Genomic DNA, 22,918 nt, shown 5'->3' with positions numbered 1-22,918 from the left:
ACCATGAGCCGCGGAGATGAGGTCTTCTTCATGAGTGCGCACAACGACTGGAAGCCGGCCGAGGTCCGGCCCGACGGCCCCGAGCGGGGCGCGGAGGGGCTGCGCCGCGCGCTGGCGGCGGCGGGGGACTTCGGTGACCTGCTCACCAGGGCCAAGGTCGTGGTCTTCCGCGACTTCGAGGTGGGCGAGCAGGAGCTGGACGAGGTCATGGGCCTGCTGCTGCCGAACCGGCTGGCGTACACGCACGGCACGTCGCCGCGGACCAAGGTGGCCGCGGGGAACGTCTACACCTCCACCGAGTACCCGAGCGAGCAGACCATCGCGATGCACAACGAGCTGTCCTACAGCCACAAGTGGCCCAGCCGGCTGCTGTTCTACTGCGCCACGACCCCGGGCTCCGGCGGCGCCACGCCCGTCGTGGACGGCACGCTCTGGCTCGCGTCGCTCGACGAGAAGGTACGGGACGCCTTCGCCGGCGGCATCCGCTACGCGCAGAATCTGCACGACGGGTTCGGCCTGGGCCGCAGCTGGAAGCAGACGTTCGAGACCGACGACAGGAAGCAGGTCGAGGCGTTCCTCGACGAGGGACAATTCACCTGGAACTGGACGTCCGACGGTGGCCTGCGCATGGTGAGCCCCGTCCGGCCCGCCTGGATCAGGCACCCGGTCACCGGCGAGGAGGTCTGGTTCAACCAGGCCGACCACTTCCACCCGGCCGCGCTCGGCGACGACATCGCCCGCGAGCTGGCCCAGATCCTGCCGCCCGAGGAGCTGCCGCAGTCGGTGACGCTCGCCGACGGCAGCCCCATCCCTGACGAGTACGTCCTGCACGTGCACGATCGGGGGCTGGAGCTGGCCGTGGACGTCGACTGGAAGCAGGGCGACCTCATGGTCATCGACAACGTCGCCGTCGGGCACGGCCGCCGCCCCTATACCGGTGACCGCCGCGTCCTGGTCGCCATGTCGGACTGAGCCGTCCCCTAAGAGTTGCCGGCGCCTGCTTCAGCCGGCCCGCTTCAGCACCACGGGCAGCCGCCCGGGCCCGTTGACCACGATCGAGTCCAGCAGCTCGGGCTCGCCGTCCGCCTCGACGCGCACCTCCCGGCCGAGCAGCTCGCCGTACAGCAGCCGCAGCTCGGCCCTGGCCAGCACGCTGCCGAGGCAGAAGTGCTCGCCGAAGCCCAGCGCCAGGTGCCGGTTCGGCTGCCGCCGCACGTCGAACACGTCCGGGTCGTCGAAGACGCGCTCGTCCCTGTTGGCCGACGGCAGCCAGAACACCACCTTGTCGCCGGCCTCGATGGTCCGGCCGTGGATCTCGACCGGCCGGACCGCGGTGCGCATGATGTGCGTCGCGGTGGACGTCCACCGCAGCACCTCCTCCACCGCGGACGGCAGCAGGTCCCGGTCCGTCGCGAGCGCCTGCCACTGGCCGGGGCGCTCAAGGAAGGCGAGCATGCCGCCCGCCGCCGCGATGCGCGTGTTCTCGGTGCCGCCCACCAGCAGGTTGTCGCAGTTGAGGATGACGTCGTCCGGGCTGAGCCGCTCGCCGTCCACCTCCGCCGTGGCCAGCACGCTCACCAGGTCGTCGCCGGGGTCCGCGGCCTTCGCCGCGTGCAAGGTCTCGAAGTAGCCGAGGATCTCCAGGTGGGCGAACCTGCGGGTGAGCGGGTCGCCGCCGCCGAACGCCTGGCTGGTCAGCTCGTACAGGCGCTCCCAGTCCGTCTCGGGGACGCCCATCATCTGGCAGATCACGTACAGCGGGACCCGGGCCGCGACGTCGGCGACGAAGTCGACGGTCCCGCGGTCGAGCGCGCGGTCCACCACGCCGCGGGTGATCTCGCGCAGCTCCGGCTCAAGCGCCCGGATCGAGCGGACCGCGAACCACTCGTCCACCAGCGCCCGCAGCCGGCGGTGCCGCGGCGGATCGGTCAGCGCCAGCGTCCGCCCGCCTCCCGGGTCGGCGCCGTGCTCCTTCGGACGCAGCAGGATGCCCTGCGCGGAGCTGAACGTCTCCGCGTCCCGGTACGCCGTGCGCACGTCGTCATAACGCGTCAGCGACCAGAATCCGGGCAACTCGGCCGGCGGCTGCCAGTGCACCGGCGCGTTCGCACGCAGCCAACGCCATTGCGCGAACGGGTCACCGTGTGAGTAGAGTGCGGGATCCACCAAATCGATATGCGGCGGCGCTGACATTTCCGGCATGCCGGTGCCTCACATTCTTCATCCTTTCCCGCGCCCGGCGGAACGCGGGACGCCTTACCGTGTCAGGGCCTTTCTCGGCCCGTCAAGCGCGCCTTTATCCCTGCTCGCGGGCGTGCAACTGCGGCGGCGGAGCAGTTGAACGCCACCATTGATCCCGAACTCGGCCCTGGGACATAGTGGTCGGCGCGTAAATCCCGCATCAATCGCATTGAAGGCCGGTTTTGCGCTCGCGCCCGTGACCGGATTTCCGGCCGGAGAAGGTTTGGACTCGGCGCCGCCCGTCCAGCAGGCGTGTCGAACGAATTGGGGTGCTCGGGAATGGCTGCAGCTCACGGCGAACTCCACGAACTGATGTCCGGCCAGCTCGCCATGTGGTACGCCCAGCGCTTCGCGCCCGGCAACTGGAGTTTCCGCGTCGCCGAGTACATGGAGATCCACGGCGAGGTGGACCTGGAGCTGCTGGAACGCGCCGCCCGCCGCCGGGCCGACGAGGTCGAGACGTTCCGCCTGCGCTTCCGCGTCGTCGACGGCGTCCCCCTGCAGTACGTGCACGACGCGGCCGACTACCCGGTGCCCGTCGTGGACGTCAGCGCCGAACCCGACCCGCGTGCCGCCGCCGACGCCTGGATGCGCGCCGACCTGCGCCAGGCCGTCGACCTCGACGGCGGCGCGCTGTACGGCAGCGCGCTCATCAAGCTCGCCGACGACCTGACCTACTGGTACACGTGGGTGCACCACTGCGCCATGGACGGCCAGGGCGGCATGCTCATCGCCACCCGCGCCGCCGAGCTCTACACCGCGCTCCTCGAAGGACGCTCCGTCGAGGACGGGGCCATCGCACCCGTGTCGGTGCTGTTCGACGCCGACCGCGCCTACCGCGAGTCCGCCGACCTGGAGCAGGACCGCCGGTACTGGCTCGACCGGCTCGCCGACCTCCCGATCGTGACGGCCGGCGGCTCGAACCGGCTCCGCCGCGCCCAGCACGCCCCGCTCCGGCACACCGACGCCGTCGGCCAGGAGGAGGCCGCCGATCTCAAGGCCGCCGCGCGCCGCCTGCGCACCAGCCTGGCCGGCCTGGCCATCGCCGCCGCCGCCCTCTACCAGCACCGGATGACCGGGGAACGCGACGTCGTCGTCGGCATCCCCGTACGCGCCCGTACCGGCAAGCGCGAGATGACGGTCCCCGGCATGACCTCCAACATCCTGCCGCTGCGCCTCACCGTCGACCCCGGCACCACCACGATCGCCGGCCTGCTCCGCCAGACCTCCCAGGCGATCAGGGAGGGCCTGCGGCACCAGCGCTACCGCTACGAGGACCTGCACACCGACCTGCGGATCGCCGAGGGCGAGCTGTGCGGGCTGCTGGTGAACGTCATGGCGTTCGACTACGACCTGCGCTTCGGCGACTGCGCCGTCACCGCGCACAACCTGTCCACCGGCAGCGTCAACGGGGTGCGGATCGACCTCTACGAGCGGTCGGGGCTGCAGGTCAACGTGGACGTGAACCCGGATCTGCACGACCTGAACGCGGCCGGTGACGTGTCGCGCCGATACCTGAGCGTGCTGCGGTGGCTGGCGATGGCCACCGGCGAGGACCGCGTCGGGGGGCTGGAGATCCTCGACGCCGAGGAACGGCGGCTGGTGGTCGAGGAGTGGAACGACACGGCTGCGGAGGTGCCTGCGGAGTCGTTGGCAGGGTTGTTCGAGGCGCGGGTCGCGCGGTCGCCTGGAGCTGTGGCGGTGGTGGGCGACGGGGTGGAGGTGTCGTTCGCCGAGTTGGACGCGCGGGCGAATCGGCTGGCTCGACTGCTGGCTCGTCGGGGTGTCGGGATGGGGTCGGTGGTGGGGGTGTGTTTGGAGCGTGGGGTTGATCTGGTCGTCGCGTTGCTGGGGGTGTTGAAGGCGGGGGCGGCCTATCTGCCGGTGGATCCGGAGCTGCCGGCGGATCGGGCGGCGGTGATGGTGGCGGACGCCGGGGCGTGCTGGGTGGTGGCTGGGGCCGGGGCTGACTTCGGTGGTGTGGAGGTGGTGCATCTCGATGACGCGGTGGGTTTGTCGGGTGAGCGGCTGGGGGTGGCTGTTTCGGGGTTGGATGCGGCTTATGTGATGTTCACGTCGGGTTCGACGGGGCGGCCGAAGGGGGTGGTGGTGCCGCATGCGGGTGTGGTGAATCGGCTGGTCTGGATGCAGGCCCGGTTGGGGTTGTCGCCGGGTGAGCGGGTGTTGCAGAAGACGTCGTTCGGTTTTGACGTGTCGGTGTGGGAGTTCTTCTGGCCGTTGCTGTGGGGCGGGGTGCTGGTGTTGGCGCGGCCGGGTGGGCATCGGGATGCCGCCTATCTGGCGGAGTTGATTCGCCGTGAGCGGGTGGATGTGGCGCATTTTGTGCCGTCGATGCTGGAGGTTTTCCTGGCTGAGCCGGCCGCTGCTGGTTGTGGGGGTTTGCGGTGGGTGGTGTGTTCGGGTGAGGCGTTGCCGCTCCATGTGATGCGGCGGTTCTTCGAGGTGCTGGGCGGGGTGGGACTGGAGAACTACTACGGCCCAACCGAGGCGTCGGTCGATGTGACGGCTTGGCGGTGTTCCCCGGGCTGGGAGGGGTCGTCGGTGCCGATTGGGCGGCCGGTGGCTAATACGCGGGCGTATGTGCTGGATGAGTCGTTGTCGCCGGTGCCGCCGGGTGTAGTCGGCGAACTGTACGTGGCGGGACTCCAGTTGGCTCGCGGTTACGTGGGTCGTGCCGGGTTGAGTGCTGAGCGGTTCGTGGCGTGCCCGTTCGAGGTGGGCGAGCGGATGTATCGGACCGGCGACCGCGTGAGCTGGAACGCCGAGGGCGAGTTGTTGTTCGCCGGTCGGGCTGACGATCAGGTGAAGATCCGGGGTTTCCGGGTGGAGCCTGGTGAGGTCACTGAGGTGCTGGCCGCTTGTCCTGGGGTGGGGCAGGTGGCGGTGGTGGCGCGGGAGGACGTGCCTGGAGAGGTGCGACTGGTCGCCTACGTGGTTCCTGATGGGGACGGCGCGCGGCTCGCGGAGGAGGTGCGGAGCTTCGCGGCGGGGCGGTTGCCGGAGTACATGGTGCCGTCGGCCGTGGTGGTGCTGGAGCAGTTGCCGGTGACGGTGAACGGCAAGCTCGACCGCAAGGCGCTCCCCGCCCCCCGATACGCCGCCGGGACCGGTCGTGCCCCCGCCAACGCGCGCGAGGAGATCGTCTGTGCCGCCTTCGCCGACGTGCTCGGCTTGGAGAGCGTGAGCGCCGACGACGACTTCTACCGACTCGGCGGCCACTCCCTGCTGGTGATCCGGCTCGTCGAGGTCCTGCGCTCGCGCGGCGTCTCCGTCTCGGTACGCGCCCTGTTCGACACCCCCACCCCGGCGGGCCTGGCCGCGTCGGTGAGCACCGGGCAGACCGACGTGCCCGGCAACCTGATCCCCGCCGACGCGACCGAGATCACGCCGGAGATGTTGCCGTTGGTGGAGCTGACCGCCGAGGAGATCGGGCGGGTCGTCGCCACGGTCGAGGGCGGCGCGGCGAACGTGGCCGACGTCTACCCGCTCGCGCCGCTCCAGGAAGGGCTGCTCTTCCACCACCTGCTGGCCGACGGCGGTACGGACGTCTACGTGACGCCGGCGGTGCTGGAGTTCGACTCGCGGGACCGGGTGGAGCGGTTCGTCGAGGCGTTGCAGCGGGTGGTGGATCGGCACGACATCTACCGCACCTCCATCGTCTGGGCCGGGCTGCCGGAGCCGGTGCAGGTGGTGTGGCGACAGGCCGTGCTGCCGGTGCGAGAGACGGTGCCGGCAGCGGACTGTGCCGATCCCGCCGGCGCGCTGGTGGAGCTGGCCGGCTCGGTGATGGACCTGCACCGGGCGCCGCTGATGGACGTGCACCTCGCGGCGGCCCCCGAAGATGACCGGTGGCTGGTCCTCATCCGCATGCATCACATGGTGCGCGATCACACGGCGTTGGAGGTGCTGTTCGCCGAGGTGAGGGCGTTCCTGGCCGATCGGGGAGCCGAGCTGGCCGAGCCGCTGCCGTTCCGGAACTTCGTGGCGCAGTCACGGCACCTGGACGTCGAGCACGGACGCTATTTCGCCGAACTGCTGGGGGACGTGGCGGAGCCGACGGCGCCGTTCGGGCTGGTGGACGTGCGTGGCGACGGCGCCGACTCCGTGCACGAGGTGGTGCCGTTCGGGGCTGAGCTGCACGGGCGGTTGCGGGAGGTGGCCAGGCGGCTCGGGGTGAGCCCGGCGACGGTGCTGCACGTGGCGTGGGCGCGGGTGCTGGCGGCTGTCTCAGGTCGGCGCGACGTGGTGTTCGGGACGGTGCTGTTCGGCCGGATGAACGCCGGGACCGGCGCGGATCGGGTGCCGGGGCCGTTCATGAACACGCTGCCGGTACGGGTGCGTACGGGCGAGCTGGGCGTGTTGTCGGCGGTGTCGGCCATGCGCGGTCAGCTGGCCGAGCTGCTGGAGCACGAGCACGCGCCGCTCACCGTGGCTCAGCAGGCCTGTGGGGTGGCGGGCGGTGTGCCGCTGTTCACCTCGTTCCTCAACTACCGGCACAACACCGGCGCCGGCGTGGACGCGGGGCTGGACGGGGCACGGCTGCTGCTGGTGCGTGAGCGCACCAACTACCCGCTCGGCGTGCTGATCGACGACGACGGCGACAGCATGTCGGTGGGCGTGGACGCGGTCGCGCCGGTCGATGCCAGGAGCGTCGGTCTGATGGTCCGCACCGCCGCCGGCAACCTGGTGAGCGCGCTCGAAGTGGCCTTGGATGGTGGGCATGAGCTGCCGTTGAGCGGGGTGGACGTGCTCGATGAGGCCGGGCGGCGGCTGGTGGTGGAGGAGTGGAACGACACGGGTGCGGAGGTGCCTGCGGAGTCGTTGGCAGGGTTGTTCGAGGCGCGGGTGGCTGCGGTTCCTGACGCGGTGGCGGTGGTGGGTGACGGGGTGGAGTGGACCTTCGCTGAGCTGGATGTACGGGCGAATCGGCTGGCTCGGTTGCTGGTGGGGCGTGGTGTCGGGGCGGAGTCGGTGGTGGGGGTGTGTTTGGAGCGTGGGGTTGATCTGGTTGTCGCGTTGCTGGCGGTCTTGAAGACGGGGGCCGCTTATCTGCCGGTGGATCCGGGTTTGCCGGTTGATCGTGTGGCCGTGATGGTGACGGATGCGGGAGCGCGGTGGTTGGTGGCCAGGGCTGACTTCGGTGGTGTGGAGGTGGTGGATCCCGATGACGCGGTGGGTCTGTCGGGTCAGCGGCTGGGAGTGGTGGTCCCGGGGTCGGCTGCGGCTTATGTGATGTTCACGTCGGGTTCGACGGGGCGGCCGAAGGGGGTGGTGGTGCCTCATGCGGGTGTGGTGAATCGGCTGGCCTGGATGCAGGAGCGGTTGGGGATGCCGCTGGGGACCCGGGTGTTGCAGAAGACGTCGTTCGGTTTTGACGTGTCGGTGTGGGAGTTCTTCTGGCCGCTGCTGTGGGGTGGCGTGCTGGTGTTGGCCCGGCCGGGTGGGCATCGTGATGCGGCCTATCTGGCAGAGCTGATCCGTCGCGAACGGGTGGATGTGGCGCATTTTGTGCCGTCGATGCTGGAGGTTTTCCTGGCTGAGCCGGCCGCTGCCGATTGCGATGGCTTGCGGTGGGTGGTGTGTTCCGGCGAGGCGCTACCGACGCACCTGACGCGGCGGTTCTTCGAAGTGCTGGGCGGGGTTGGGCTGGAGAACTATTACGGCCCTACCGAGGCGTCGGTCGATGTGACGGCTTGGCGGTGCTCGCCTGGCTGGGAGGGGTCGTCGGTGCCGATCGGGCGGCCGGTGGCCAATACCCGGGCGTATGTGCTGGATGAGTCGTTGTCGCCGGTGCCACCGGGTGTGGTCGGCGAGCTGTACGTGGCGGGAATCCAGTTGGCTCGCGGCTATGTGGGCCGTGCCGAGTTGAGCGCCGAGCGGTTCGTAGCCTGCCCGTTCGAGGTGGGCGAGCGCATGTATCGGACCGGCGACCGCGTGAGCTGGAACGCGGAGGGTGAGTTGTTGTTCGCCGGGCGGGCCGACGATCAGGTGAAGATCCGGGGTTTCCGGGTCGAGCCGGGTGAGGTGACCGAGATGTTGGCCGCGTGTCCTGGAGTGGGGCAGGTGGCGGTGGTGCCCAGGGAGGACGTGCCGGGAGAGGTGCGATTGGTCGCCTATGTCGTCCCGCTCGGCGAGCGGGCCGGAATCGAGGAGGCCGTGCGGCACTTCGCCGGCGAGCGGTTGCCGGAGTACATGGTGCCGTCGGCCGTGGTCGTACTGGAGCAGTTGCCGGTGACGGTGAACGGCAAGCTCGACCGCAAAGCCCTCCCCACCCCCCAGTACACGACAGGAGCCGGACGCGCCCCGGCCGACGCCCGCGAGGAACTGCTGTGCGCCGCGTTCGCCGAAGTCCTGGGCCTGGACAGCGTCGGCGTGGACGACGACTTCTTCCGGCTCGGCGGCCACTCGCTACTGGTGATCCGGCTGGTGGAGCGGCTGCGGTCGCGGGGTGTGCCGGTGTCGGTGCGGGCCTTGTTCGAGACGCCGACGGTGGCCGGGCTGGCCGCCGCGGCCGGGCCCCGGCAGGTGGAGGTCCCGCCGAACCTGATCCCGCCCGGCGCGACCGAGATCACCCCGGACCTGCTGCCGCTGGTGGACCTGACCGCCGAGGAGATCGACCGGATCGTCGCCACGGTCGAAGGCGGCGCGGCCGACGTGGCCGACATCTACCCCCTCGCGCCCCTCCAGGAAGGGCTGCTCTTCCACCACCTGCTGGCCGACGGCGGCGAGGATGCGTACGTGCTGCGCGCCGTGCTGGAGTTCGACTCGCGGCAGCGGGCGGAGCGGTTCGCCGAGGCGTTGCAGCGGGTGGTCGACCGGCACGACATCTACCGCACCTCCCTGGTGTGGTCGGGGCTGCGGGAGCCGGTGCAGGTGGTGCGGCGGCACGCCGTGCTGCCGGTCGAGGAAGTGACGCTGGCTCCGGACTGCGCCGACCCCGCCGGCGCCCTGGTCGAGCTGGCCGGCTCGGCGATGGACCTGCACCGGGCGCCGCTGATGGACGTGCACCTCGCGGCCGTCCCCGGCGATGACCGGTGGCTGGCCCTCGTCCGCATGCACCACGTGGTCAGGGACCACACCGCCCTGGAGGTGCTGCTCGCCGAGGTGGCCGCGTTCCTCGCCGGGCAGGGAGCCGACCTGCCCGAGCCGCTGCCGTTCCGGAACTTCGTGGCCCAGGCGCGCGGAGGAGTCGAGGACGCCGAGCACTCGCGGTACTTCGCGCGGCTGCTGGGCGACGTCCAGGAGCCGACGGCGCCGTTCGGGCTGGTGGACGTGCGTGGCGACGGTGCCGACACCGTGCACGAAGTGGTCCCGTTCGGGACCGGGCTGCACGGGCGGTTGCGTGAGGTGGCCAGGCGGCTCGGGGTGAGCCCGGCGACGGTGCTGCACGTGGCCTGGGCGCGGGTGCTCGCCACCGCGTCGAGCCGCCCTGACGTGGTGTTCGGCACGGTGCTGTTCGGCCGGATGAACGCCGGGACCGGCGCGGATCGGGTGCCGGGCCCGTTCATGAACACGCTGCCGGTACGACTGCGTACGGGCGAGCTGGGCGTGCTGGCGGCGGTGTCGGCCATGCGCGGCCAGCTCGCCGAGCTGCTGGAGCACGAGCACGCGTCACTCACCCTGGCCCAGCAGGCCAGCGGGATCGCGGGCGACGCGCCGCTGTTCACCTCGTTCCTGAATTATCGGCACAACACCGGCGCCGGAGTGGACGGGAAGATGGACGGCGTCCGGCTGCTGTCCGTGCGCGAGCGCACCAACTACCCCCTCGTCGTCCTGATCGACGATGACGGCGACAGCACGTCGGTGGCCGTGGACGCGGTCGGCCCGATCGACGCCCGCGGCGTCGGCCTGATGGTCCGCACCGCCGCCGCCAACCTGGTGACCGCGCTCGAACAGGCCCTCGACGGCGGCGAGGAGCTGCCGCTGAGCGGTGTGGACACCCTCGACGAGGCCGACCGGCGGCTGGTCCTGGAGCAGTGGAACGACACGGCGGCGGACGGGCTTCACGTCCCGGTACTGGAGCGGTTCGAGGCGCAGGATCCCGGCGCGGTCGCGGTGGTGGCCGACGGGATCGAGGTCTCGTACGCCGAGCTGGACGAGCGGGCGAACCGCCTGGCCCAGGTCCTGATCGGCGAGGGCGTCGGGCCCGAGTCCGTGGTGGGCGTGTGCCTGGAGCGGGGCGCCGACCTCGTCGCGGCGTTGCTGGGCGTGTGGAAGGCCGGGGCGGCGTACGTGCCGATCGATCCGCGCCAGCCGGTGGAGCGGATCGCGTTCATGCTGGCCGACAGCCGCGCCGTGCTCACGGTCACCAGTGCGGAGCTGGCCGAGGAGCTGCCCGCGGGCCCGAGCCGCATGCTCACCCTCGACGACCCGTTCGCGAGGATGCGCCTCGACATGGCGCCCGCCACCAGGCCCGAGCGGGCGATGCACGGCGGGCAGGCCGCGTACGTCATCTACACCTCCGGCTCGACCGGCCGGCCGAAGGGGGTCGTGGTCACCCAGGCCGCGCTGGCCAACTACGTCGCCTCGGTGCCGGAACGGCTGGGCATGGCGGACGGCCGGTACGCGCTGGTGCAGGGCCAGGCGACCGACCTGGGCAACACGGTGCTCTTCGCGGCCCTGACCAGGGGCGGGCGGCTGCACATCGTGCCGGAGGACGCCGCCACCGACCCGGCGGCGCTGCGCGACCTGAGCGTGGACTACCTGAAGATGGTGCCCTCCCACCTGGCGGCGCTCGGCGAGCCGGAGCCGCTGCTGCCCGCTCGCGCGCTGGTGCTGGGCGGGGAGGCGGCGGCGCCGGGCTGGGTGGAAGACCTGCTCGCGGCGGCGGAGCGGCGCGGCTGCGCGGTGTTCAACCACTACGGCCCCACTGAGACCACCATCGGCGTCGCGACCACCCGCCTGCGGGCCGGCGGCGAGGTGCCGGTCGGGACGCCGGTCGCGAACACCCGCCTGTACGTGCTGGACGAGCACCTGGCGCCGGTGCCCGCGAACGTGACCGGGGAACTCTACGTCGCCGGCGCGCAACTGGCCCGCGGCTACCTCGGGCGTCCGGGACTGACCGCCGAACGGTTCGTGGCCTGCCCCTTCGGCGGCGGACGCATGTACCGCACCGGCGACCGGGCCCGCTGGACGCCCGGCGGTGAGCTGGTCTTCGCCGGGCGGGTGGACGACCAGGTCAAGATCCGCGGCTTCCGGGTGGAGCCGGGCGAGGTCGGCGCCGTGCTGGCCAGGTGCCGGGGCGTGGACCAGGTCGCGGTGGTGGCCCGCGAGGCGGCCCCGGGTGACGTGCGGCTGGTCGGATACCTGGTGCCGGTCGATCAGGAGGGCGCGGGCGAACTGCCGTCGGTGGTGCGCGCCTTCGCGGCCGAGCGGCTGCCGGACCACATGGTGCCGTCGGCCTGGGTGGTGCTGGAGTCGCTGCCGCTGACCGCCAACGGCAAGCTGGACCGCCACGCCCTGCCCGCGCCCGACCACGCCGCCGCCACGGGAGCCGGTCGCGGCCCGTCCAGCCCCCGCGAGGAGGCGCTGTGCGCCGCGTTCGCCGAGGTGCTCGGGCTGCCCGCGGTCGGGGTCGACGACGACTTCTTCGAGCTGGGCGGCCACTCGCTGCTCGCCGTCCGCCTCGTGGAGCTGCTGCGCGGCCGGGGCGTCTCGGTGTCGGTGCGGACGTTGTTCGACACGCCGACGGTGGCGGCGCTCGCCGGATCGGCGGGCATCGACCGCGTCACGCCGCCGCCCAACCTCATCCCGCCCGGCGCCACCGAGATCACCCCCGAGATGCTGCCGCTGGTGGAGCTGACCACCGAGGAGATCGACCGGATCGTCGCCACGGTCGAAGGCGGGGCGGCCAACGTCGCCGACGTCTACCCGCTCGCGCCGCTCCAGGAAGGGCTGCTCTTCCACCACCTGCTCGCCGGCGGCGGCGACGACGCGTACGTGATGCCGGCCGTGCTGCGGTTCGACTCGCGGCAGCGGCTCGACGCCTTCCTCGACGCGTTGCGGCAGGTGGTGGCCAGGCACGACATCTACCGCACCTCGTACGTGTGGGAAGGGCTGCGCGAGCCGGTCCAGGTGGTGTGGCGCCGGGCCGCGCTGCCGGTCGAGCAGGTGGTGCTCGACCCGCGCGGCGCGGATCCGGTGGCCGAGCTGGTCGCGGCCGGCGGCCGGATCATGGACCTGGGCCGGCCGCCGCTGCTCGACACGCACCTCGCGGCCGAGCCGGGCAGCGAGCGCTGGCTGGTCCTGGTGCGCGCCCACCACATGGTGCGCGACGGCACCGCGCTGGAGGTGCTGCTCGCGGAGATCCTCGCCATCATGACCGGACGCGGGGACGAGCTGCCCGAGCCGCTGCCGTTCCGCGACTTCGTGGCGCAGGCCCGTGGCGGGGTGCGGCGGTCCGAGCACGAGCGGTACTTCGGCGCGTTGCTCGGCGACGTCGAGGAGCCGACCGCCCCGTACGGCGTGGTGGACGTGCGTGGCGACGGCGCCGGCGTCGTGCGCGCGCCGATCGAGGCGGCGCCGGAGCTGGTCGGCCGCCTGCGCGAGGTGTCGCGCCGCCTCGGCGTCAGCCCGGCGACGGTGCTGCACGTGCTCTGGGCGCGGGTGATCGCGGTGGTCTCCGGCCGGGACGACGTGGTCTTCGGCACCGTGCTGTTCGGGCGGATGAACGCGGGCCTGGGCGCCGACCGTGTGCCCGGCCCGTTCATCAACACCCTTCCGGTACGTGTGCGCACGGGCGCGATCGGCGCCCGCGACGCCGTGTTCGAGATGCGTTCCCAGCTCGGGGAGCTGCTGGAGCACGAACACGCGCCGCTCACCCTGGCGCAGCAGGCGAGCGGGGTGACGGGGGACACGCCGCTGTTCACCGCCATCCTCAACTACCGGCGCAACACCGGGCAGGATCTCGGCGCGCGCTGGGACGAGTCGATGGAGGGCGTACGTCTCGTGTACGCGCACGAGCGCACGAACTACCCGCTCGCGCTGCTCGCGGACGACGACGGCGACGCCATCAGGCTGGCGGTGGACGCCGTCGCGCCGATCGACGCCCATGCCGTGGCCGCGCTGGTGCGGACGGCGGCGGAGAGCCTGGTGACCGCGCTGGAATCGGCCCTCGACGAGGAGCCGGATCAGCCCCTGCACTCCGTGTCCGTGCTCGACACGGCCGAGTGCCGCCGGATGCTCACGGAGTGGAACGGCGCGGCGGCGGAGGTGGCGCCCGCGACGCTGGTCGAGCTCTTCGAGGCGCAGGTCTCCCGGTCGCCCGCCGCGGTCGCGGTGGCCTCGGGCGAGGCGGAGCTGTCGTACGCGGAGCTGGACGAACGGGCGAACCGGCTGGCCAGGCTGCTGATCGGCCGGGGCGTGGCGGTGGAGTCGACGGTCGGCCTCGTGCTGGGGCGAGGGGTGGAGTGGGTCGTCGCGGTGCTGGGCGTGCTGAAGGCGGGCGCCGCGTTCCTGCCGCTCGACCCCGTGTATCCGGCGGACCGGATCGCGTTCTCCCTGGCCGACGCGGACGCGGCGCTGGTGGTGACCTCCTCGGCGCAGGCCGGGCGCGGGCTCGGCGGCGTGCGGCAGGTGGTGGTCGACGATCCGGCGGTCGTGACGGAGCTGGGCGGGCTGTCCGGCGAGCGGTTGAGCGCCCGTGAGCGTGCCGGGCGACTGGTGCCGGGCTGCCTGGCGTACGTGATCTACACCTCCGGCTCCACCGGGCGGCCGAAGGGGGTGATGGTCACCCACGAAGGCGCGGTCAACCTGCTGACGGCGGGGGGATGGCAGGTGGGCGCCGGAGACCGGGTGCTGCAACTGGCCTCGCCGGGCTTCGACGCCGCCTGCTGGGAGGTGCTGGTGGCGTTGTGGTCGGGCGGCTGCCTGGTGGTGGCCGACGCCCACGACCTGCTGCCTGGCGCCGGCCTGGCCGAGGTGGTGGCCCGGCTCCGCGTGAGTCACGCGCTGGTGCCGCCCTCGTCGCTGAGCGTGCTGACGCCCTCCGACCTGGCCGGCGTACGGACGTTGGTGGCCGGCGGCGAGGCGCTGGGGCCTGAGCTGGTGGCGCGCTGGGGCCCGGGGCGCCGGCTGGTGAACGCCTACGGCCCGACCGAGGTGACGGTCTGCTCCGCGATGACGGACGAGCCGATGTCCGGGGACTCCCGGGACCCCGGGGACTCCGGGGGTGAGGTGTCGATCGGCCGGCCCAACGTGAACACCCGGGCCTATGTCCTGGACGACCGGTTGCGCCCGGTGCCGCCGGGCGTGGCCGGGGAGCTGTACCTGGCCGGCGCGCAGGTCGCGCGCGGGTACGCCGGCCGCCCCGGGCTGAGCGCCGAGCGCTTCCTGGCCGACCCCTTCGGCCCGGAGGGCGGACGGATGTACCGGACCGGGGACCGGGTGCGGTGGACGGAGGACGGGCGGCTGGTGTTCGCCGGACGTGGCGACGACCAGGTGAAGATCCGGGGCTTCCGGATCGAGCCGGGAGAGGTGCAGGCGGTGGTGGCCGCCCATCCCGGGGTGTTCCAGGCGGCGGTGATCGCGCGAGAGGACGTCCCGGGTACGAAGTCCCTGGTCGCCTACATCGTCCCGGAGAAGGACGACGGACGGGAGACCGAGGATGTGGGACTGGGTGAGGCGGTGCGGGCGTTCGCGGCCGAGCGGTTGCCGGCGCACATGGTGCCAGCCGCCGTCGTGACGCTGGCCGCGCTGCCCGTGACCACCAGCGGCAAGCTCGACCGCAAGGCGCTGCCCGCGCCCGCGTACCGGGCGGGCGGCGGGCGCAAGCCGGCCGGCGTCCGCGAGGAGACCCTGTGCGAGCTGTTCGCCCAGGTGCTCGGGCTGCCCGAGGTCGGGGTCGACGACGACTTCTTCGCGCTGGGCGGCCACTCGCTGCTGGCGGTGCGGCTGGCCGGCCGGGTGCGGACCGCGCTCGGCGTCGAGGTGCCGCTGCGCACGCTCTTCACCGCGCGGACGGTGGCCCAGCTGGCACGACAGCTCGGAGACAGGAAGCCGGCCAGACCGGCGCTACGGCCGATGCGTACCCGGGAGGGTTCCTGATGATTCCGTTGTCATTCGCGCAGCGGCGGCTCTGGTTCATCGCGCAGGTGGAAGGCCCGAGCGCGATCTACAACATCCGGATCGCCCAGCGCCTGTCGGGCGAGGTCGACCGGGCGGCGCTGGACGCGGCACTGCGGGACGTGATCGGCCGGCACGAGGTGCTGCGCACGGTCTTCCCCACCGTGAACGGCGAGCCCCACCAGCACGTGCTGCCGGTGGCCGAGCTGGACTGGGCGCTGACGACGGCCGAAGTGGCACCCGAGGAACTGGACGCGGCGATCGGTGCGGCCGTGGGGCACGCGTTCGATCTGTCGGCCGAGGTGCCGGTGCGGGCGTGGCTGTTCTCGGTGGCGCCGGACGAGCACGTGCTGGTCGTGGTCGTGCACCACATCGCGGGCGACTTGTGGTCTTTGGGGCCGCTGGGGCGGGATGTCTCGGCGGCGTATGCGGCCCGTTGCGAGGGGCGGGCTCCTGAGTGGGAGCCGCTGCCGGTGCAGTACGCGGACTATGCGCTGTGGCAGCGGGAACTCCTGGGTGACGAACGGGACCCGGAGAGCGTGCTGTCGGAGCAGTTGGCCTACTGGCGGGACGCGCTGGCCGGGGCGCCGGAGGAGCTGGCGCTGCCGGCGGATCGGCCGCGCCCGGCGATGCCCTCCTACCGGAGTCACAGCGTGCCGGTCGAGGTGCCGGCCGGGGTGCACGCCCGCGCGGTGGAGCTGGCCAGGGCCGAGGGCGTGACCACGTTCATGGTGGTTCAGTCCGCGCTGGCGGTGCTGCTGTCGCGCCTGGGAGCGGGGACGGACCTGCCGCTCGGGCTGGCCAACGCCGGGCGTACCGACGAGGCGCTGGAGGACCTGGTCGGCTGCTTCGTCAACACGCTGGTGGTGAGGGCCGACCTGTCGGGGGATCCGACGTTCCGCGACCTGCTCGACCGGGTACGCGAGGCCACCCTGGCGGCCTTCGACCACCAGGACGTGCCGTTCGAGCGGCTGGTGGAGGAGCTGGCACAGACGCGGTCGATGGCCCGGCACCCGGTGTTCCAGGTCATGCTGAACCCGCAGAACACCGGCGAGGCGTCGCTGCGGCTGCCCGGCGTGCGCGCCGAGGAGCTGCCGCCCGGTGACTCGGCGGCCAAGCTCGACATCGAGGTGCTGGCCGGCGAGGTCTTCGACACGAACGGCGCGCCGGCCGGGCTGCGCGGGCGCATGCTGGCCGCCGCCGACCTGTTCGACCGCTCCTCGGCCGAGCTGCTGGTGTCGCGGCTGGTGCGGGTGCTGTCGGCGGTGACCGCCGAGCCGTCGGTACGGCTGAGCGAGGTGGAACTCCTCGACGCTGCGGAACGGCGGCGGGTGCTGGCGGAGTGGAACGGCATCGGCACCAGCACCGGCAGCGAGACCGGCACCAGTGCTGGCACCGGCGGCGAGATCGGCGGCGATGCTGTCGGCGGCACCGGTGCTTCGGTGGTGGCGGCGTTCGAGGCGCAGGCGGTCAGGACGCCCGACGCGGCGGCGGTGCGTTGGGCCGGTGGCGTGATGTCGTATGCGGAGGTGCGGGAGCGGGCCGGCCGGCTGGCGCGGGTGCTGGTGAGCGAGGGCGTCGGCCCCGAGTCGGTGGTGGGCGTGTGCCTGGAGCCCGGAGCCGAGGCGGTCGTCGCGGCGCTGGCGGTGTGGCAGGCGGGGGCGGCCTGCCTGCCGATCGACCCCGCGGACCCGACGGGGCGGATCGCCTTCATGCTGGCCGACAGCCGCGCCGCGCTGGCGCTCACCAGCGCCGACCTCGCGGCGAAGCTCCCGGGGCGATCGGCGCAGCCGCTCGCGCTCGACGACCTGGAAGCGGAGCGGCGGCCGGCTGAGGGGCCGGTGCGGCTGCTCGTGCTCGACGCCCCTGAGACCGAGCGGCGGCCGGCGGAGGTTACTCCCGCCCGGCCGGAGCACGTGCCGGCCCCGGAGCAGGCGGCGTCTGTGCTCTACGAGCCCGGCCCCAAGGCTGTGGTGGTGACGCATGCCGCGCTGGCGAATCAGGTCGTGTGGGCACCCCAAGCGCCCATGGCGGGTCTGTGGGCGCAACTGGTGTCCGGGGCGGCGGTCGAGGGAGGGCCTGCGTACCGGGGGGCGGGCGGGATGGAGGAGTGTGTCCGGGACGGGCGGCCGGTCGCGAACTGCCGGGTGTACGTGCTGGACGAGCGCCTGCGGCCGGTGCCGCCCGGTGTGCCGGGTGAGTTGTATCTCGCGGGTGCCCAGGTGGCACGCGGTTACGTGGGCAAGCCGGGTCTGACGGCGGAGCGGTTCGTGGCCTGCCCGTACGAGCCGGGCGCCCGTATGTACCGCAGCGGCGACCTCGTCCGCTGGACCGCCGGTGGAAGCCTGGAACACCTCGGCCGGACCGACGACCAGGTGCGGATCGGTGGGTTCCGGGTCGAACCGGGCGAGGTGGAGTCGGTGCTGGCGGCGCACCCGCAGGTGTCGCGGGCCGCGGTGGTCGCCCGTCAGGACGCCTCCGGTGACGTCCGCCTGGTGGCCTACGTCGCGGGCACGGACGTACGGCCCCGCCTGCTGCACCGCCACGCCGCCGACCGGCTGCCCAGGCACCTGATGCCCGCGGCGGTGGTCGTGCTCGACGCGCTGCCGCTGACCCCGGACGGCGAGGTGGACCGTGCCGCCCTGCCGGCTCTGGACCAGGAGGAGCCGAGCCGGGGCCGGGCCGCGGCCACGCCGCTGGAGGAGCTCCTGTGCCGCGCCTTCGCCGACGTGCTGGGGCTGGACGGCGTGAGCGTGGGCGTGGACGACGACTTCTTCCGGCTGGGCGGCCACTCGCTGCTGGCCGTGCGCATGATCAGCCGGATCCGGGCGGAGCTGGGCACGGAGGTGCCGCTGCGCTGGCTGTTCGAGACGCCGACGGTGGCGGCGCTGGCGGCCCGGATCGGCGAGGCGGGGGCGGCGCGCAAGGCGCTGCGCGTGGTGGAGCGGCCGGAACGGGTGCCGCTGTCGTTCGCGCAGCAGCGGCTCTGGTTCATCGGCCGGCTCGAAGGGCCGAGCGCCACCTACAACGTGCCCGCCGTGCTCCGCCTGTCCGCCGGGGTCGATCCCGTGGCGCTGGAGGCGGCGTTGCGGGACGTGATCGAGCGGCACGAGGTGCTGCGGACGGTCTTTCCCGAGGTGGACGGGGAGCCGTACCAGCGGGTGGTGCCGTCGGCCGAGCTGGAGTGGGAGCTGGCGGCGGTCGAGGTGGCGCCGCAGGAGCTGGACGCGGCGGTCGGTGCGGCCGTGGGGCACGCGTTCGATCTGTCGGCTGAAGTGCCGGTGCGGGCGTGGTTGTTCTCGGCAGCGGCGGACGAGCACGTGCTGGTCGTGGTCGTGCACCACATCGCCGGTGACGGCTGGTCGATGGGCCTGCTCGCGCGGGACCTGTCGGCGGCGTACGCGGCCCGCCGCGACGGGCGGGCGCCGGACTGGGAGCCGCTGCCGGTGCAGTACGCCGACTACGCGCTCTGGCAGCGGGACCTGCTGGGCGAGGACCAGGACGAGGACAGCGTGATCGCCCGGCAGCTCCGTCACTGGCGCGACGCGCTGGCCGGCGCGCCGGAGGAGCTGGCGCTCCCGGTGGACCGGCCGCGCCCGGCCGTGCCCTCCTACCGGGGGCACACCGTCCCCGTCGAGGTCCCGGCCGGGACGCACGCGCGGCTGGCCGAGGTGGCGCGGGCCGAGGGCGTCACGACGTTCATGGTGGTGCAGGCCGCGCTGGCGGTGCTGCTGTCGCGGCTCGGCGCCGGCACCGACGTCCCGATCGGGTCGCCGAACGCGGGACGCATGGACGAGGCGCTGGACGACCTCGTCGGCTTCTTCGTCAACACGCTCGTCCTGCGCACCGATCTGTCCGGCAATCCGACGTTCCGCGAGCTGCTGGGCCGGGTGCGCGAGTCGAGTGTGGCCGCCTTCGACCACCAGGACGTGCCGTTCGAGCGGCTGGTCGAGGAGCTGGCGCCGGCGCGGTCGATGGCCCGGCATCCGCTGTTCCAGGTGCTGCTCACCCTGCAGAACACCGGCGAGGCCGCGCTGCGGCTGCCCGGCGTGCGGGTCTCCGAGCTGCCGGTGCACGAGCCGCCGGCCAAGTTCGACATGGAGCTGAGCCTGACCGAGCTCGCCGGCCCTCAGGGCGAGACGCCGGGGCTGCGCGGCACGCTGCGGGCCGCCGCCGACCTGTTCGACCGCGAGACGGCCGAGCAGTTGGTGGCGCGGTGGCTGCGGGTGCTCGACGCGCTGACCGCCGAACCCGGCACCCGGCTGGGCGACGTGGACGTACTGGACGCCGATGAGCGGCACCGGGTGCTGGAGCAGTGGAACGACACCGCCGCGGACCGGCCGGCCGGCACGCTGGCGGAGCTGTTCGAGGCCCGGGCGGCCGCGCTTCCAGACGCGACGGCGGTGGTGGGCGACGGGACGGAGCTGACCTTCGCCGAGCTGGACGCGCGGGCGAACCGGCTCGCGCGCCTGCTCGTGGCCCGTGGCGCCGGGGTGGAGTCCGTGGTCGGGGTGTCGCTGGAACGCGGCGTCGATCTGGTGGTGGCGCTGCTGGCCGTGCTGAAGGCCGGGGCCGCCTATCTGCCGGTGGATCCCGACTATCCGGCCGAACGGATGGCGTACCTGGTGGAGCAGGCCGGCGCGGTGTGCGTGATCACCTCGTCCGGCGTGCGGCTGCCCGGCGGGATCGCGCGGGTCGTGCTGGACGATCCGGCGGTACGGGCGGAGCTGGCGGCCCAGCCCGGCCAGGCGTTGACCGCCGTGGAGCGTGGCGGCGTGCCGACCGGCGCGAATGCGGCTTATGTGATGTTCACGTCGGGTTCGACGGGGCGGCCCAAGGGTGTCGTCGTGCCTCATGCGGGTGTGGTGAACCGGCTGGCCTGGATGCAGGAGCGGCTGCGGCTGCCGCAGGGGACCCGGGTGTTGCAGAAGACGTCGTTCGGGTTCGACGTGTCGGTGTGGGAGTTCTTCTGGCCGCTGCTGTGGGGTGGCGTGCTGGTCCTGGCCCGGCCCGGCGGGCATCGTGACGCGGCTTATCTGGCTGAGTTGATCCGCCGTGAGCGGGTGGATGTGGCCCACTTCGTCCCATCGATGCTGGAGGCGTTCCTCGCCGAGCCGGTTGCTGCGCAGTGCGGCGGGCTGCGGTGGGTGGCGTGTTCGGGTGAGGCGCTGCCGGTGCACGCGACGCGGCGCTTCACCGAGGTGCTGGGCGGGGTCGGGCTGGAGAACTACTACGGGCCCACCGAGGCGTCGATCGAGGTCACCGCGTGGCGGTGCCCGCCCGGCTGGGACGGGTCCTCGGTGCCGATCGGGCGGCCGGTGGCCAACACGCGGACGTACGTGCTGGACGAGTTCCTCCGGCCGGTGCCGCCCGGCGTCGTCGGAGAGCTGCACATCGCCGGGATCCAGGTGACCCGCGGCTACACCGGCCGTCCCGGACTGACGGCCGAGCGCTTCGTGGCGTGCCCATTCGAAGTGGGCGAGCGGATGTATCGGACCGGCGACCGGGTGAGCTGGACGGCCGACGGCGAGTTGCTCTTCGCCGGGCGGGCCGACGACCAGGTGAAGATCCGCGGGTTCCGGGTCGAGCCGAGCGAGGTCGGCCTGGTCCTGGCCGACTGTCCCGAGGTGGGGCAGGTGGCGGTGGTGCCTCGGGAGGACGTGCCGGGGGACGTGCGGCTGGTCGCCTACGTGGTTCCGGCCGGTGACCGGGCCGGGATCGAGGAGACGGTACGGCGCTTCGCCGGTGAGCGGTTGCCGGAGTACATGGTGCCGTCGGCCGTGGTCGTGCTGGAGTCGTTGCCCGTGTCGGTCAACGGCAAGCTCGACCGCAAGGCGCTGCCTGCTCCCGCGTACACCGCCGGCTCCGGCCGGCCGCCCGGCACCCACGAGGAGGCCGCGCTGTGCGAGGCGTTCGCCGAGGTGCTGGGGCTGGAGAGCGTCGGGGTCGATGACGACTTCTTCCGGCTCGGCGGGCACTCGCTGCTGGCGGTGCGACTGGTCAGCAGGATCCGGGCCGCGCTCGGCGTCGAGGTGCCGCTGAAGGACCTGTTCGAGGCGTCCACGGTCGAGCGGCTCGCCGCCCGGCTGGCCGGCGCCGGCAGTGCCCGCGAGGGGCTGGCGCGGATGGACCGGCCCGAGCGAGTGCCCCTGTCGTACGCGCAGCAGCGGCTCTGGTTCATCGGCCAGCTCGAAGGGCCGAGCCCGACGTACAACATCCCCGTGTCGCTGTCGCTGTCGGGAGGGGTGGACGCGGCGGCGCTGAACGCGGCGTTCCTGGACGTGATCGGGCGGCACGAAGTGCTGCGCACGATCTACCCCGTCGCCGGCGGGGAGCCCTGCCAGCGGATCCTCGCGGCCGACGAGCTCGGCTGGGAGCTGGGGACGGCCGGCGTCACCGCCGCCGAGCTGCCCGGCGCGGTCGCCGAGGCGGCGGCGTACGCCTTCGACCTGGCGGCCGAGGCGCCGATCAGGGCCTGCCTGTTCACGGTGACGCCGGACGAGCACGCGCTGGTGGTCGTGGTCCACCACATCGCCGCGGACGGGGCCTCGATGGGGCCGCTGGCCGCCGACCTCGCCGCCGCGTACCGCGCCAGGGTGGCCGGCACGATCCCGGAGTGGGAGCCGCTGCCCGTGCAGTACGCCGACTACACGCTCTGGCAGCGGAAGTCGCTCGGCGACGAGAACGATCCGGACAGCCTGATCTCCGGGCAGGTCGCGTACTGGCGCGCGGCGCTGGCCGGAGCGCCTGAGGAGCTGGAGCTGCCCTTCGACCGGCCCAGGCCGGAGACGGCCTCGCACCGGGGGCACCTGGTGCCGATCGAGGTGCCGGCCGAGGTGCACGCCCGGCTCGCCGAGCTGGCGCGGCTGGAGGGCGTCACCACGTACATGGTGGTGCAGGCCGCGCTCGCCGTGCTGCTGTCGCGGCTCGGCGCCGGGACCGACCTCCCGATGGGAGCGGCGACCGCCGGGCGGAACGACGAGGCGCTGAACGACCTCGTCGGCTTCTTCATCAACACGCTCGTCGTCCGGACGGACCTGTCGGGGGACCCGACGTTCCGCGAGCTGCTGGCACGGGTGCGGGAGCGGAGCCTGGAGGCGTTCGACCACCAGGACGTGCCGTTCGAGCGGCTGGTGGAGGAGCTGGCGCCGGCGCGGTCGATGGCGCGGCATCCCCTGTTCCAGGTGATGTTCAAGGTTCAGAACAACGCCGAGGCGACGCTGAGCCTGCCGGGGGTGCACGCCGAGGGGATCTCGCCGGGGACGACGGCGGCCAAGTTCGACCTGGACTTCACGGTGGTGGAGGTGCCGGGGGCGGGCGGGCTGCGGGGGTCGCTGGTGGCGGCGGCCGACCTGTTCGACCGGCGGACAGCCGAGTTGCTGGTGGCGCGGTTGGCGCGGGTGCTCGACGTGGTGACCACTCAGCCTGCGGTGCGGGTGAGTGGGGTTGAGGTGATGGGTGAGGGTGAGTGGCGTCAGGTGGTGGAGGGGTGGAATGAGACGGGTGTGGGGGTGTCGGCGGGGTCGTTGGTGGAGTTGTTTGAGGGGCAGGTGGTGCGGTCGCCGGGTGCGGTGGCGGTGGTGGGGGCGGATGG

Annotated in this window: 4 protein-coding genes; 3 read left to right on the top strand and 1 reads right to left on the bottom strand. The window is 72.8% G+C overall.

Annotation, left to right across the window (positions count from 1 at the left end; all coding sequences use genetic code 11):
• Positions 1-3: 3 nt before the first annotated feature.
• Positions 4-972 (top strand): TauD/TfdA family dioxygenase, encoded by a 969-nt coding sequence (locus AB0C28_RS43585; protein WP_357861425.1) that lies wholly within the window; start codon positions 4-6, stop codon positions 970-972.
• 30 nt (positions 973-1,002) lie between these two features.
• On the opposite strand, the gene AB0C28_RS43580 is transcribed toward AB0C28_RS43585, so the two are convergent.
• A complete protein-coding gene (locus tag AB0C28_RS43580; RefSeq protein WP_358081680.1) occupies positions 1,003-2,166 on the bottom strand; it encodes a cytochrome P450 in 1,164 nt (387 codons plus the stop codon).
• 354 nt (positions 2,167-2,520) lie between these two features.
• Here AB0C28_RS43580 and AB0C28_RS43575 point away from each other — a divergent pair, with 354 nt between their 5' ends.
• Together AB0C28_RS43575 and AB0C28_RS43570 are read left to right on the top strand one after the other, a co-directional pair.
• On the top strand, positions 2,521-15,306 hold the full coding sequence (locus AB0C28_RS43575) for an amino acid adenylation domain-containing protein (protein WP_358081677.1): 12,786 nt from the start codon (positions 2,521-2,523) through the stop codon (positions 15,304-15,306).
• Positions 15,306-22,918, top strand: a 7,613-nt coding sequence (locus AB0C28_RS43570) for an amino acid adenylation domain-containing protein (RefSeq protein ID WP_358081674.1), incomplete at its 3' end; no start/stop codon positions are given. The genes AB0C28_RS43575 and AB0C28_RS43570, both read left to right, overlap by 1 nt.

This window comes from Nonomuraea sp. NPDC048892, assembly GCF_040649735.1.
GTDB lineage: Bacteria > Actinomycetota > Actinomycetes > Streptosporangiales > Streptosporangiaceae > Nonomuraea > Nonomuraea maheshkhaliensis.
This window is presented reverse-complemented; position numbering and strand designations above follow the sequence as displayed.